This is a genomic window from Caballeronia ptereochthonis, from assembly GCF_001545075.1.
Classification (GTDB): Bacteria; Pseudomonadota; Gammaproteobacteria; order Burkholderiales; family Burkholderiaceae; genus Caballeronia; species Caballeronia ptereochthonis.
Genome location: NZ_FCOB02000052.1, coordinates 1 through 13,907, shown reverse-complemented (window position 1 = coordinate 13,907; position 13,907 = coordinate 1). Strand labels below are relative to the sequence as shown.

Genomic DNA, 13,907 nt, shown 5'->3' with positions numbered 1-13,907 from the left:
AAACAATTCAGTCTTCAAGGCATCGGGTGGGCCTTGATGAAATCACGCACGGTCTCGAAGCGCGCCTTGCGCGTTTTTCCATCGTCCTGAATCACGCCGTAGTTGCCGTCGCCGCCATAGCGCTCATCGTCGTAAAGCTCGTAGAGCGTCACGTTCTGAATGTCGTAGGTCTTCGCGAGCGAGACGAAGCCCTTCAAGGCGTCCCCGCCGACGAGATAAGCGCCCGGGTCCTCGTGGTTCGGCCTCACGCCGTACTCCGTGATCCAGATCGGTTTGCCATAGCTGTCGCGCAGGCGCTCCAGCACATTGACCTTGTTGCCGCCCGCCGCCGTAATCGACCCCATGTTCGAATACCAGTGCCAGGCGGTGATGTCCCAGTGCGGAATCGGATGGCCGCGCGTGCCGTCGGGCTGCGTGCCCGAATAAAGCATGTCCGTGAAGCCATAGTGAAGCCAGCTGAACGATGTAAGCAGGATCTTCGCGTCCGGATTCGTCTCGCGTATGCCCTTGATGAGCCCGAGGATCGAGCCGCGCGCCTTCATGAACCTCGCGTTGTCGTAATCCGACGGATGCTCGCCGCTGCGGTCCTCGCCGAGGATCGTCCAGTTGTCGTATTCGTTTCCGACCTGGTAGTACGTCACGAGACCCTTGAGAACGCGGCCCGCGGTCTTCCCGAGCGCATAGCCGCGCTCGTAGGTCTCTTTCTCGTTCGCGCGCTTCTCCTGTTCGAAGGGCGTGACGAGCGCGAGCACGCCGATGCATTGCTTCGCCGCCGCGCGAGCGAAATCCGCGACCATGTGCGCGCTTTCCTCGCTGGACACATCCTGCGCGTACATCGTGACACCCAGATCGCGAAGCTGTGAAATTTGCAAGTCGTAGTTGCTGATGCGATACGCGCCGCGATGTTCGAGATGCCCTGCGATGCCGTAGAACACGCCGGTCGAGCCGTTGCCGCACGGAATTTTCGGCGTGGGGAAAGCCGTGGCGTCCGCCTTCGGGATGGCCGAACGGCTGCTGTGATAGGCATCGGGCGTGCCGTTGCGGGCGAAGATCAAGACGGACGCGCACAGGAGCGCGCCAAAGACGGATACCGCGACCACCAAGGTTCGCATCGACGTTCGGCCCTCGATAAAGGTGCGCGCCGTTACTTTGCCAGCACGTCGGAATGTTTGGGCGCCGCTTGAGCGCCTGCGTCGCGCGCGGCGCCGGCTGGGAGCAGGACGTTTTGCGCCTGCGCGTCGAACGCTTCGCGGGAGAAGCGCCGCCTGAACTCGCCGGTCAACGCGGCGAGGGGAAGATCGCGCGCCGCGAAGATGCGCTCGACGAGAGCGTCGCGATCATGCGCGGGAAAGAGCAGCGCGTCGGGCAGATACGAATCAAGCCCCGATACGCGCGACACGACGATCGGCCGCTCCGCGAGCACGGCTTCGATCATCACGAGCGGCACGCCTTCATACGCGGAAGGCAGCACGAGCGCATCGCTCGCGACGATATAGGGCAGCACGTCCTTTTGCGGGCCGACCATCCGCACGCACGCGGAAAGTGCCGGGCTCGCCTCGATGCTGGCCTGCAGGCACCCGTCATCCGGACCTTCGCCGACGATCAGCACGAGCGTGCGCTTGAACGCATCCGCGTGACGTTCGATCGCTTCCATCAGGAAGTCCTGGCGCTTCTGCTGAAAGTTCAGACGCCCGATATGCGCGATGATCGTCGTGCCGTCGTCGGGCAGGCCGAGCGCGGCGCGCGCGGCTTGCTTCGTGAGCGTCGAGCGGCTGAATCGATCGTCGACGTAGTTCTCGAGGATCATCGCGCGCGCGTCGGGTGCGAGCTTCCTGAGTTTGCCGCGCAGATGCTCGTTCAGCGTGACGTACTCGTTCGGAACGCGATAAAGCACGCGCTTCACGAGCCACTTGATCTTCTCGGAGCGGCCCCCGCCTGCGGGCGGATCGTCGACGAGCGGCAGATAGCTCACCGCGACTGTGCGCGCGTAGCGCGCCGCGAAGAGTCCCGCGAGAGCGGATGCAATCGTGCCTTGCGCGATCACGAGCTTGTCGAGCCGCAACGTGCGTAGTGTCGCCGCCGTCGAGCGGATCATGCGCAGGAGCGCGAAGACATTACCGCGTATCGATTCGGCCGTGTAGGAAAGACCAATTACCTTGACCTTCGCATGTGCGGCCGACAGATCGCTCACATGGCGAAAGAGCGCCTCGTTCGCGTTCGGCACGAGAATATGCAGGGTTTCGATATGCGCGCTCGCGACGAGCGCGAGCATGAAACGCTTGAGCATTTCCTCGTGACCGCCGTTGATACCCGAGTCGCAATAGATTCCTACCTTCACCGGCTTTCTCCCTTGCAGCGCGCGGCGTCGCTCGTCATTGCGGCTTGTCGATGAACTGCTGGAGCAGGCGCGCGCTTTCTGTCCAGCGGAAACGCTCGGCATGCGCAAGGCCGCGGCGCTTGAGATCCTCGCTCAGCTCGGGCGAATCGAGCAGTTCGCGCAGCTTGCTCGCGATGTCGTCGACCGAATACGGATCGCAATAGATCGACGCATCGCCGCAGGTCTCCGGCAGCGCGGCCGCACGCCCGACGAGCGTCGGACAGCCGTTGCGCATCGCTTCGAGCGGCGGGATGCCGAAACCCTCGTAGATGGAAGGATAGAGGAAGCACGCGGCATGCTGATAAAGCGCCTTGAGCTTTTCGTCGCTCACATAGCCTGCCTGCTTGATGTTCGGCGCGCTCGACAGATCATGCGCACGGCCGAAGATCGCGGCATTCTTCATACCGACGATCACGAGATCGATCGACGGATCGTTCAGGCGCATGAACGCCTCGACGAGCCGCTTGAAGTTCTTTGTCGGATTCATGCTGCTCACGGCGAGTACGTAGCGGCGCTTGGTGAGCTTCAGCTCGTCGATCACGGACGTATCCGGCGTGATGTGATCGAGATGATCCGCCGCGAGCGGCACCACGCCGATGCGCTCCGCAGGCACGCCGACATGATGCGCGAGCCGGTCGCGCGAGAACTTCGAATTCGTGAGCACGCAGCTCGATGTGCGCGCGAGAATCCAGAACATCACGTGATACCACGTGCGGAACTTCCACGAGAAGTGCGAGGGTGTATCGAACACCGCGGCATCGTGCATGTAGATGATCTGGTTCGCGCGAAAGATCGACCCGGAGTTCGAAAGATTCACGATGCGGGAACGGCCGGCGAAGAGCGGCAGCACGATCTGCTCCCAGAACACGCCCTTGCCGAAGCCGAGCTTGACAGTCTCGGCGCCTTGCACGGGATCGAGCCCGCTTTGCGGAGGAACCGCGAGCGTCACATGCGAGCCTTGCGGCAATTGCACGAGCGCGGCGACGAGTTCGCGCGCGACGCGCTGCACGCCGGTTGTCTTCTGGCTCGTGAAGCGGCCGTTATAGACGAGCTTGTTCGTGGCGATGGAAGTATCCATGTTCGGGGCGTCAGAACTGGGAATCGGAGCTGGTTTCATACGATGCGACCTCGTTCGCGCCGAGCGGATCGCGCACATGCTTGTCGGAGCCGAACTCGTAGACCGAAAGCCATTGGCGGAAGATCGCGTCCATCGAGAAGCGCTTGCTCGCCGACTCTCTCGCCGCGACGCCCATGCGCGCGCGCAGGGCCGGGTCGTCCCGCAAAAGGGCAATGTACTTCTCCATCTCTTCCACACCCGACGCGACGAAGCCGGTCACGCCATGCTGCACCACATCGCGATTGCCGACCACATCCGTGACGACGGCGGGAATGCCCGCGACCTGTGCTTCGATCAGCGCGATCGGCATGCCTTCCCAGCGCGAGGTCTGTACATAGATGTCGAGTTCGGAAGTGAGTTCGAGCGCGCGCTCGCGCGTCACCCAGCCGCTGCACGACACGGCGCCGCTCGGCATCTGGCCAGGCAACTCCTCGAGATTGCCGCCGATCCACAGAAATTCAACGGATGGGCTGTGCAAGTCCGTGGCGAGCTTCACGAACGCTTCATGATTCTTCTGATACGACGCACGTCCGCTCATGCCGATCAGAATCTGCCCGGCACGCTTCTCGATGCGAGGCGGAATCTCCGGCACGTTCACGCCGTTCTCGATCATGTGCGTCTTGCGCGTATGCATCTTCGTTTCGATTTCGCGCAGCTCGCTCTTCGAGCACGCCACGATGGTGCCGCCCATGCGCGCGGCGATGCGCTCGAAGCTGAGATACGCGAACTGCTTCGCGGGCGACACGTCGCGTCGCAGGAAGGCGAGGCCGTGCGGCGAGTAGAACACTCGCGCGTGCGGCGCGGCGATGCGTGCGGCGGCGCGTCCGAGCACGCCGGCCTTCGAAGAATGCAGGTGCACCACGGATGGATCGCACTCCTTCAGCTTGCGAACCAGATTCCAGAGACTGGTCCAATCGTTTTTCACGCTCACTTCACGAAACATGCTTACGTAGGCCAGCTTTACCGCCGGGTGAAAGAGCTTCGAGAAATTATTGGGTGTTTCCTGCCTTATCGAATGAAGGATCGTTACACCGACTCCAGCAGCCGCTGCACGGTTAGAAAGCTGGGTCAGCATGGACAGGACCCCGCCTCCAAAAGCCTCGGTTATATGCACGATCTCTTTCATATTGAACTCTTCGATTGGCGAATTGCCGAGCGCCCCGCGGCAAACGCAATGAGAAGGAAGCGGCCTAATGGTTATCAGTTACGGACATCAAACTTTCAAATACGGCGGACACATGCAAGGTGGAGGGCGCGCGACTACCTGCAAGGAGCACATAAAGAAGCCGGGATATGCGTGTTGGAGTACTAATCGAGCGAATCATTGGATACTCGATAAATACGCACGCGATCCGACTAGCATTACTCGTTCCTTGCGTATGCATCCGCGAGGAACCCCCGTCAAGCTTGAGCACCAAGCCTGGATTTGTTTTGCTGCGAGCACCCGGACGAGTCAACTTGGCCGGACGGGCGCCATGGTGTCGGTCTTTGCGAAGAATATTCTGCGTCGCGCCGATGAGACACAGGTAAGCCGTGTAAAAACGACCGCCTGTTGCGGGACGTAAAGCCCGATGGCCAAACAATTTTTAAAAGCTTCTCAAAGCCAGGCCTTACGGACCTCGCTTGAGCACCTTTCTCCGCCCGTGCTCAGGACTTCGTCAACGCCAAGCTTTACTCTGCTGATATGGCTGTTTCATACGGTTACTTGGCAGCGGAGGAGTTCTGCTGAGCAGTCGCCGCCTCGCAAATCTGCAGAAGTATCTGCAGATCGCGGAGCGGGACTGCGACCGATTGCATACGCAGACTCTCGGCCTGCTCGACCAGCTTCTGTACGCGTTCGATCGACGTTTCCTCTGATTCCATTCCCACAGCTCACTTAATTAAACACTGTTCGTACCATTACGATATCGGCTCTATCCGCTCGGGTCCGTTCGTTGAGCCACATACAAGGACGCAACTTTTGGAGTAGAGCGCAATCGAAAGCGCGGCCCCGCACCGTTCAGGCGCAAAGCACTTTATCAAGGGATGCGTTTGACCGAGAGTCCGCGTCGCGTAGCTGAAGCGAGCCCTTGCTGCTTTTATATCACGCGACTTTTGCGTCATCACGTGCGGGCAAATGCGAATTTGGCGCGCTAGGATGGGCAGGTCACATATCCCTGTCACGTTCCCGATCCCGCGCCTTCGGTGATCGGACGCTTGAGAAAAGGCACGCCCTGCAGATGCAGCGTATAGGCCATCGCCGCAGCGACGCAGGTCTCGACGATCAACACCGTAGCCGCCGCGCCCTGCTCGCCGAAGAGGGTCGCCAGTACCGCAAGCAGCGCAAAGTTCAACACCGCCGAGCCGATCAGCACGCGGCTGAACTGCGCCTTCATGCCGAGCGGAAGCATCGTCTGAACGCCGAAGAGATCGGAGAGTCCGACCATCAGCGGCACGAAGGCCATCCAGCGCAACACATCTACCGTAGGCAGGAACTGCGGTCCATACAAGAGCTTTACAGCGAGCGGCGCGCCGAAGAAGATGCACAGCGAAATGAGCGAGACGATCGTGCCTTGCAGGACGAACATCTTGCGCAGGAACGCGAATGCATCGTCTTTCGCGTGATGCATGAGGAAGCTCACGCGCGGATAAGCCGCGGTCTTGAGCGGCTGAAGCATATTCAATGCCGCGCGGATCAGTTTGTCTCCCGCAGCGAAGTAGCCGCTCGCGACATTGCCCGCGATGAACGTGAGCAGCACGATGTTGCTCGATGCATAGATGTCCACGAGCGAGGTCGCGATGAACACGCTCCATCCTTCCTTCAGACGAGCGATGATGGTCTTGATCGACACCGGCACGAAGTCGAGCTCATGTCGAAAGTACAAATACGTGCAAATTGCGACCCCCGACAGAAACGGCACCAGCGCGTTCACCGCCATCGCGATATCGACGTCGTTGCGATGGCGCACGAAGAGATACATCGCCGGAATGCTGAGCGCGCGGCCGAGGAAGACGAGCACGCTCAGAACGCCGAGGTCCTCGATCCCCTGGAAGTACCACGTCGGAATCAGCATTGCGCCGATCGCCTGGCCATAGCCGATCAGCAGCAGGTCGCGATTCTCCTCGAGATAGGGAATGACGGACGTCAGCCCGATGAGGACGATCAGACCGGCTACCGCGAGCGCGGCCTGCGTAAGGATCGTTTCCCAGAATACCTGAGAGCGCCGCTCGCGGCTCTCTCGATCGATCGAAATCTTGGGCGTGGCCGTAAGCGAGAAACTGTAGTTCGTGAGCGAAATGAAATAGGCGGTAAAGGCCAGGCCGAACGAAAGGCGTCCATATTCGCTCGGTCCCAGAACGCGCGCGAGCCACGGCAGCGTCAGGAGCGGTGCGAGGTACGTGGATACCTGCAAAGTCATCAGAATCGTGAAGTTCTTCTTGAAAGAAGCCATTGAACGGTTTTCCCGGCTTTAGCACTGCGTGATCGTGATGACAATGGCGCAAGGTGCGAATCCCGCAGGTTCGCACCGACTCGACGAAGTCTTTGCGTGACAACGCCCTATGCGAATAGTTTCGCTTGAGCGTCTCGCCGTCAATGCGGCGCGAGGCCAAAGAGGTCTGCGCGCCCGTGCCTTGGCCTGGCCCGGATGCGCGAAGTTGAACGGAATGCACCTGTTCCGGGCCATCGACGGCGACCGGCGAAGACGCAACGCGTAGTACAGGAGGTATTTAACAAGGGAAACACGCAATCATCAGTGGGTTTGCACACGCAAGTCACCACTCTCGAAGCGCTCGTTCGATTGAAAATGTCTCGAAGTACTGGTAGGACAATACGAACGCACATGGACGACGCACGGAAGTCCATGTGCCTTTTGACGTTCGGTTCAGACCGCGGCGTTGTCCTTCTCGGGCTCGGCGGAGTGCGCCGGCGCGTCGTTCAACGCAATATCGGAGCGTGCGATCACGCGCGGCGGCAAGCCGATGAACCTGCGCACCACGTTGCGCGTGATCTGATCGACGACCGTGCGGCTCTCGGCTTCGGGATCCATCAGCACGCGCGGCCAGTCCGTCGTGCCGCCGTTGAATACGAGACCTTGTTGCGGGCCGCCGTCGGGATCGGGCTGAAATACGCCCATCGCGCCCGCGCCGCCGATGTCCCAGCCCGTGAGCCGAACCGTATCCGCGAGCTTGACGAAGCCGTTCGGCACGGGCGGCACGCCATCCACTTCGTAGCCGACGAGGCGATCCTTCGCGCCGAAGGTCTCTCCATTGGCGAGCCCGGTGCCCGCGAAGACCCAATGGTCCGCCTGACGCACCGTGAAGCCGATCGCTTCGCGCTCGCGCTTGATCCAGCCACCGCGCAAGCGTTTCCACACGCCATACTTGCCGCCGCCATAGCCATAGCTCAGACCGATGAGTCCGGACTCGTCATGCCCGGGCCACTTCTCGCCGAGGCGGTTCATGACCTCGTAGTCACCATCGATGGGCGCGTCGCCGAAATCGATCGGACGGAAGCACGTATTGCCGCTGAAGATCGCGAGATTACCGCCTTGCGCGATGAACTTCGCGGCGCGCTCGCGCATCTCCGTCGACCAGTACTCGTGATGCCCGACGCTCAGCATGCAGCGATAGTTCTCGAGCCTGAGGTCCGTGCCGCGATGCAGATCGTGATCGGTATAGAAGTCGCACGCGATGCCTTCGGCGCGCAGCCAGCGAATGAACTTCGAATCCCAATGCGTGAACTGCTGGCGCGGCGAGCGCGGATCATAGGGATCGGTCGGCTCGCCGAGTTGCGCGCCAAGTCCGCCGCCCGGGCGCAAGAGGCTCACTTTCGTCTGCGGCTGCGTGCGATGAATCGGGTCGCCGTAATAACAGCCGCCGCCCGTCGAGTTGTACGCGTGATACGTGTTGATCGGCACGATGTACGCGATGTCGGCGGACGGCTTGCGCGGCCGCGCGATGATGAGCGCCATGCTGTCGGAATCGGGCGGGCCCGCGAAGATCGGCTTGTGCGTGGCGGCGCGGCGTCCGAGTTCCGTGAGCGGCTCGCCATTCGCGCCGACTTCATACGCGATCGCGACATAGGCGCCCGTTTCGAGCGCTTCGGCATTCGGCTTGAGCGTGATGGTCGGCCAGCCCCAGTCTTCGTCGTGACGCACCGGCCCCACGCGCCCCGGCGATTGAAAAACGTACTTGCCGTTCTTCAGTTCGGCCTGCACGGCGCCGCCGGGCTGCACGGCGATGCCGCCCACGCTCGTCAGCGTCTCGTCATTGCCCTGATGATAGATCGCGATGGAAAAGCGGGACCCCGGCTGTACCGCGAGCTCGAACGACTCGCCGGCGGTGAAGCCGGGCCTCTTCGGGTAGATCTGCATGCTGAACGCGCCTCGTGATTCTTTTTTATCATCGTTGACTGCCTGCGGACGGACGGCCGCGCAGATTTCCCGGAGGAGCGCCACGCGGCGCCGCTGCGGGCGGACGCAGCTCGAGGCCGAGCGCGCGCTTGACCATGCGCTTGGCCTGGAACCAGCGGCGATCGGCGACGATCTTCCTGTGAAAGCGCAGCTCCTTGGGCGTATCGGTGCGATTCGCGGCGAAGACGCGATAGTGCGCAGCGGTGGCTTCGACCATCCTGATCGATTCCGCGAACGCACGCGCATCCACGCGCGCCGCCTGGTGGCATGCATACGAGAAGACCTTGTGGAACATCGCGAGCCAGAAGGGATCCAGCGCGCCTCCATCGCAACGTTCCATGGTTTCTTCCGCACAGGTCGCGAGCGACATGACCGTGTACGGCGTCGCCTTGGTGGTAATGCTACCTGCGCGGCGGCGATAGAAATAAAGATTGTCGGCGAGACGGAAGAGCGATTGCGCGCGCGCATAGACGAGCGGAATGGCCGCGGCGTCCTCATAGACGCGGCCTGCCGGAAACTCGATCCCGTCCCAGAGTGCGCGCTTGTACACGCGCGCGGCCGGAAACACCTGATACACGCGCGCGAAGTCGAGCAACGCGGCGAGGTCGCAGGCGCGCGCGCCGACGGTCGCGGGATCGATCAGCTTGACCTCGTCGATCACCTTGCCCGCCGAGTTGATGATGCCGACGTTGAACTCGATGATGTCCGCGACTTTCGCGTCGAGCAGCGGCATGATCTTCGCGGTGAAGTCGGTCGACCAGACATCGTCCGAATCGAGAAAGCCGATGTACGGCGACGTCGCTTCCGCGATCGCGCGATTGCGCGCGGCCGATACGCCACGGTTCTCCTGATGGATCACGCGAATGTTGCGGCCGAGTTCGGTGCGTTGCACTTCGAGGATGCGTTCGAGCGTGTGGTCCGTCGAGCCGTCATCGATGACGATGAGCTCGATCTCCTCCGAGCGCGGTTGCGAGAGCGCGGATTCCAGGGACGCGGCGATGAAATGCTCCACGTTGTACGCGGGAATGATCACCGAGAGCAAAGTCCTGGGGTTGCCGTTGTGGACGCGTGTCATAGTGCTCGTGTCACCGGTTAGAGTTTGAATTGAAGGCCGCCGTGGCAGAGGACGGTTCATGTGTGCCGGCTGCGCAATGCGTCAATCTTCAGGTGGAATGTTATAGGCAGTTGTAAGCCGAGAATGTTCGGCTACGCACGCAATGAAAATCCCGGATGGCGCCGCCTTGATTTTTGCGAGCGGAAACGCATAAACGATGGCAAGAGAAAAATAAAATCGTTCCCGGGCTTTCTTTGAGAATGCTCATGGCGTGCATAAGCGCGCCGGGCCCGCACGCACACCGGCTTCCAGCAAGCGCGATTCCCGTTCGATCGAACCGTATGGCAAATGCAGCCAGCGAAAGAAAAAGCAGCGGCCAAATGCCGCCGTGTACCGGGCGTTTAAAACGGAAATAAAAGCAAGGTCGTATTTTCTTTGGGCGCGGTATGTGCTGGATACAAATCTCGCGGATTTAAAAAGGGGTTAAAACGCTTTCCTTGCTGCATTCGGGATTGGCCGGAACCGGCGGGCGCGCACGCGGATTGCTTGGTCAGGCGCGCCGGGAAGGGGCGAGCACCGTTGCGGCATGCGTCATAGGTGCTCACATATAATGAGTCGAGAGCCGGTCCGCGCGGCGCATTGCTCCGTGCCGGCATGCGGTGCAGCCGTGAAGCGCTTCGCATTTCCGCGACATCAACCGCAACACCGATACACGCAAGGACCAAAACCGTGACAACGTCTTTTTCCAGTACGGTCGAGCCCGGAGGCACGAGGACCTTCGACGCGGCCGTCGCAGGGAACGACGGCGTGCTGGTGCTCGACGCCGCGCAGCGCTGCCTTTCAGCCGACGCCGTCTTTGCTCATCTTTTCGAACTCGATCCCGCCGCGCTGAATGGCCGCGCGCTCGCCGATACGCCATTGCCCCGTCCGCTCGTCGCCGTGCTCGGCGAGGCCGCCGATGCCGCCCTCGCGGGCAACGGCACGCGCCGCGCGCAGGTGTCGATCGGCGATGACGGTACCACGCGCGCCTTTGCGATCATCGCGCTGCCGGGGCCGGACTGCGTGACGCTGATCGTCTCGCCGTCGGCGGGCGCGTCGGACCAGCAAGGGGACGCCGCTGACCGCGTCGCGCACCTGCGGGCGGAGGCCGCGCTGTTCATGCGCGATCATGTGCTGTCGATCGTGTCGCACGACCTGCGCGGTCCGCTCAACGCGATTCACAGCTGGGGCTATGTGCTCGAGCGCAAGGTCGATGCAAACGATCCCGCCGCGCAGCGTGCGCTCGCGGGCATCCGCTCGGGTGTCGAGCAACAGGTGAAGCTGATCGAGCAATCCGTCGATACGACGCGGGCCGAGACCAAGGCGCTGTCGGTCGCGCTCGCGCCGGTGGCCTTGCGTCCGCTGCTCGAGAAGAGCGCGGCGCTTGCGCGCGCGAGCGTCGCGAAGACGCGAGGCGTGACGATCGAGCTCGACTCGATGCTTGCGGAAGAGCAGGTCGAAGGCGACGCCGAGCGCCTGCTGCAAGCGCTCTGGCTCATGCTGGCGTTCGCTGCCGAAGCGAGCGCGCGCGGCGCGACGGTGCGGGCGTCGAGCAACATCGAGGGCAGCATGTGGCGCACCGACGTGCGCTTCACGGCGTCCGCGCAGACGCTCAACGACGCGGCGTCGCCGCACGTGCTGGAAGCGTTCGCGCGCCGCCAGGCGCTGGAGCCGCGCGAGGGCGGACGCATCGCGTGGGGCCTCGCGCTGTGCAAGCGCGTGTCGGAGGCGCACGGCGGCGCGTTCGAGCACGGCGATATAACGGACAACGCGGAGGTCACGCTGTCGATGCGTGTTCCTGTCGCGGGGATGTAAATTGACTTTCGATTGCCTGTCGCCCATATACTGACACTTTCCACTTTCGAAGAGAGTTGCTTTGGCTCAGGTCGTCGCGCTGATCGGCGCATTGTTGCTCGTCGCGTTGAATGGTTTTTTCGTCGCGGCGGAGTTCGGGCTCGTCAAGTTGCGGCCCACGCGCGTCAAGGCGATGGCGCGTACCAACGGCCTGCCGGGCCGTCTGCTCGCGAAGGTGCACGGGCAGCTCGACGCCTATCTTTCAGCATGCCAGCTCGGCATCACGCTGGCTTCGCTCGGTCTCGGCTGGATCGGCGAGCCGGCGTTCGCGACGCTCCTGCATCCGCTTTTCTCGCTGGTGGGCGTCGAATCGGAGAAGCTCATCGGGTCGATCTCGCTCTTCTTCGCGTTCTCGGTCATTTCATTTCTGCATATCGTGGTCGGCGAGCTGGCGCCGAAGTCGTGGGCCATCCGCCGCGCGGAGCAGGTCGGCCTGTGGCTCGCGACGCCGCTGTACGGCTTCTACTGGCTGATGTATCCGTTCATCTGGGTGCTGAACACGAGCGCGAATTTCGTGCTGCGGCTCTTCGGCATGTCGGGGGAGCATGGCCACGACGCGCATTACTCCACCGACGAGCTCAAGCTCATTCTGCGCGGTCGGCGTCACGGCGGCGCATCGTCGTACAACGCGGACGAGTGGAACACGATCGCGCATTCGCTCGATTTCAGCCGCATGACGGTGTCGGACCTGATGCGTCCAGCGCATGAGCTGGTCGGCCTGCGCAACGACTTGTCGATGCGCGAGAACCTCGCCGTGATCGCGCGGCATCGTTTTTCGCGCTATCCGCTCTTTGCCGATGCGTCGGGCGAGCGCGTGATCGGCATGATTCATCTGAAGGACTTGCTGCTCGCGGGCGATGGCAGCGGACGCGGCTTCAACTTCAGTTTCTCGAAGGATGCCGAGAGGATCGACAAGTTGTCGCGTCATGTTCGGCCGGTGCAATATGTGGCGCCCAATCTGTCGGCGCTCGAGCTCTTCCGGCGCTTTCGCAAGGGCGCGCCTCATCTCGCGATCGTCGGTCGCAAGGGGGCGAAGCCGATCGGCTTCATTACGCTCGATAACCTGCTTGGTGCGCTGGTGGGGCAGATCCACGATGAATTCCGTCAGGGCGATGCCGACTGGTCGCGCATGGACGATGGCACGTTGATGGGCAAGGGCAGTTTGCCGGTGGTGTCGCTGGAGCGGGCGTTGGGCATCGATATCGACGAAGGACGCGCCGAGTCGGTCGGGGGACTCGTCATCGATGCGCTCGGGGATTTGCCCACCGAAGGGCAACGCGTCGAGTTCGATCGGTTCGATATCGTCGTCAAGAAGATGAAGGGGCCGAGGATTGTTTTGGTGCGGGTTTATCCGCGGGAGGAGGCGCTTGAGGAAGCGCATTGACCTTTTTTGTTGGTTTCGTTCGATTGATTGATTGATTGCTTGCTTGTGCTTTCGTGGAATCCTGAATTCTTAGTGGTCTATTAGCACTGCCCCTGTGCGGGGCGGCAGTTACTTTCTTTGCTGCTGCAAAGAAAGTAACCAAAGAAAGCAGCTTTGGCCCAGAGTGCTTGTGCGGGCTCGTCGTCATGGTTCGGAGTGGCCCAGCCAGTAAGTGTCGCCCTCATAGGACTAACGCGCCGTGGCTCGCGCACGGTCCGCCACCTCGCATTGCATGACAGACTGGTTCAGCACCAAAGAGCGCCGGCCCGCTTCGCGGCCGAAGGGGAAATCGGGTTTGCGCGCGCTTCTCTACTAACGCTTCCATCTCACTGCTTCTGCCTAACGACGGTTTCCCTTGCAGACCCTGCGGCAGCGCGCAGCGCTGTGCCGGAACTGTTAGGTGCTGAACCAGCGCGTTAAACGGACTAGCTTGGCAGACCGTGCGCGAGCCAAGCCGGGTCAGTCCTATGAGGGCGACACTTAGGGGCTGGGCCACTCTGAATGATGACGACGAGTCTGCCTGGGCCCAAAGCTGCTTTCTTTGGTTACTTGTATATTGCCTTCAGCGTTCGGAAACTGATCCCTTTCGCTCGCTCGAAGCGGTAGCCCGTTTGTGTTACAAGGGCTCGCAGCCCGAAAGAAAGCTGGTG

9 protein-coding genes are annotated in these 13,907 nt (G+C 61.8%); 2 read left to right on the top strand and 7 right to left on the bottom strand.

Annotated features, from left to right (window positions below; all coding sequences use genetic code 11):
- Positions 1 to 14 precede the first annotated feature (14 nt).
- The 7 genes from AWB83_RS33560 to AWB83_RS33530 form a co-directional block, all read right to left on the bottom strand.
- Positions 15 to 1,112 carry a glycosyl hydrolase gene (locus AWB83_RS33560; protein ID WP_087049905.1) on the bottom strand — a complete coding sequence of 366 codons (1,098 nt, stop codon included), beginning with the start codon at positions 1,110 to 1,112 and terminating at the stop codon, positions 15 to 17.
- 32 nt (positions 1,113 to 1,144) lie between these two features.
- Complete coding sequence (locus tag AWB83_RS33555; protein WP_087049904.1) at positions 1,145 to 2,338, bottom strand: glycosyltransferase; 1,194 nt, start codon at positions 2,336 to 2,338, stop codon at positions 1,145 to 1,147.
- 34 nt (positions 2,339 to 2,372) lie between these two features.
- Entirely contained in the window at positions 2,373 to 3,455 is a 1,083-nt protein-coding gene (locus AWB83_RS33550; RefSeq protein ID WP_087049903.1) for a glycosyltransferase family 4 protein, read from the bottom strand.
- Positions 3,456 to 3,465: 10 nt separating this feature from the next.
- A complete protein-coding gene (locus tag AWB83_RS33545) occupies positions 3,466 to 4,620 on the bottom strand; it encodes a glycosyltransferase (RefSeq protein WP_087049902.1) in 1,155 nt (384 codons plus the stop codon).
- Between the two features lie 1,033 nt (positions 4,621 to 5,653).
- Complete coding sequence (locus AWB83_RS33540; RefSeq protein WP_087049901.1) at positions 5,654 to 6,925, bottom strand: flippase; 1,272 nt, start codon at positions 6,923 to 6,925, stop codon at positions 5,654 to 5,656.
- 432 nt (positions 6,926 to 7,357) lie between these two features.
- Positions 7,358 to 8,848 (bottom strand): N,N-dimethylformamidase beta subunit family domain-containing protein, encoded by a 1,491-nt coding sequence (locus AWB83_RS33535; RefSeq protein WP_087049900.1) that lies wholly within the window; start codon positions 8,846 to 8,848, stop codon positions 7,358 to 7,360.
- A 28-nt stretch (positions 8,849 to 8,876) separates the two neighbouring features.
- Positions 8,877 to 9,962, bottom strand: coding sequence for a glycosyltransferase family 2 protein (locus AWB83_RS33530; RefSeq protein ID WP_087049899.1), 1,086 nt, complete (start codon positions 9,960 to 9,962; stop codon positions 8,877 to 8,879).
- Positions 9,963 to 10,670: 708 nt separating this feature from the next.
- Between AWB83_RS33530 and AWB83_RS33525 the strand changes: the two genes are divergently transcribed.
- Both AWB83_RS33525 and AWB83_RS33520 read left to right on the top strand, forming a co-directional pair.
- Positions 10,671 to 11,795 carry a sensor histidine kinase gene (locus AWB83_RS33525; RefSeq protein ID WP_341866752.1) on the top strand — a complete coding sequence of 375 codons (1,125 nt, stop codon included), beginning with the start codon at positions 10,671 to 10,673 and terminating at the stop codon, positions 11,793 to 11,795.
- A 61-nt stretch (positions 11,796 to 11,856) separates the two neighbouring features.
- Entirely contained in the window at positions 11,857 to 13,218 is a 1,362-nt protein-coding gene (locus tag AWB83_RS33520) for a hemolysin family protein (protein WP_087049898.1), read from the top strand.
- The last annotated feature ends 689 nt before the right edge of the window (positions 13,219 to 13,907 follow it).

Excerpts from the sequence above, each read along its gene's own strand:
- AWB83_RS33530 (WP_087049899.1), bottom strand. The coding sequence starts at position 9,962 with ATGACACGCGTCCACAACGGCAACCCCAGGACTTTGCTCTCGGTGATC.
- AWB83_RS33560 (WP_087049905.1), bottom strand. The coding sequence starts at position 1,112 with ATGCGAACCTTGGTGGTCGCGGTATCCGTCTTTGGCGCGCTCCTGTGC.
- AWB83_RS33535 (WP_087049900.1), bottom strand. The coding sequence starts at position 8,848 with ATGCAGATCTACCCGAAGAGGCCCGGCTTCACCGCCGGCGAGTCGTTC.
- AWB83_RS33550 (WP_087049903.1), bottom strand. The coding sequence starts at position 3,455 with ATGGATACTTCCATCGCCACGAACAAGCTCGTCTATAACGGCCGCTTC.
- AWB83_RS33540 (WP_087049901.1), bottom strand. The coding sequence starts at position 6,925 with ATGGCTTCTTTCAAGAAGAACTTCACGATTCTGATGACTTTGCAGGTA.
- AWB83_RS33545 (WP_087049902.1), bottom strand. The coding sequence starts at position 4,620 with ATGAAAGAGATCGTGCATATAACCGAGGCTTTTGGAGGCGGGGTCCTG.